The sequence below is a fragment of the Psychrobacter sp. TB20-MNA-CIBAN-0197 genome (assembly GCF_040309765.1).
Classification (GTDB): domain Bacteria; phylum Pseudomonadota; class Gammaproteobacteria; order Pseudomonadales; family Moraxellaceae; genus Psychrobacter; species Psychrobacter submarinus.
Window position 1 is genome coordinate 1 of the sequence record NZ_JBEOPC010001483.1, and the last position, 231, is coordinate 231.

At 49.4% G+C, this 231-nt stretch carries 1 protein-coding gene; it reads right to left on the reverse strand.

All coding sequences use genetic code 11. The features are described from left to right. Positions 1 to 231: ABC transporter permease (locus tag AAEY83_RS18905; RefSeq protein WP_351061785.1), on the reverse strand; the 231-nt coding region annotated here is incomplete at both ends.

Here is a 231-nt window from a genome sequence, read left to right on the forward strand (position 1 = left end):
GTTTCCCATTGCGGCCACTGACCGGAAACAAGAACCCCTTGAAAGGCGGCCATAAGGCTGGTCATCGGGTTAAGGTCAATAAACACGCGCAACTCTTTGGAGAGCGCGGTAATCGGATAGATGATGGGAGTCAGCCAAAACCAAAATGTAATGAAGATCCCAAAGAACTGTCCGACATCGCGGAAAAACACATTGAGCACCCCCAATGTAATGCCGAGCCCTATTGAAAAG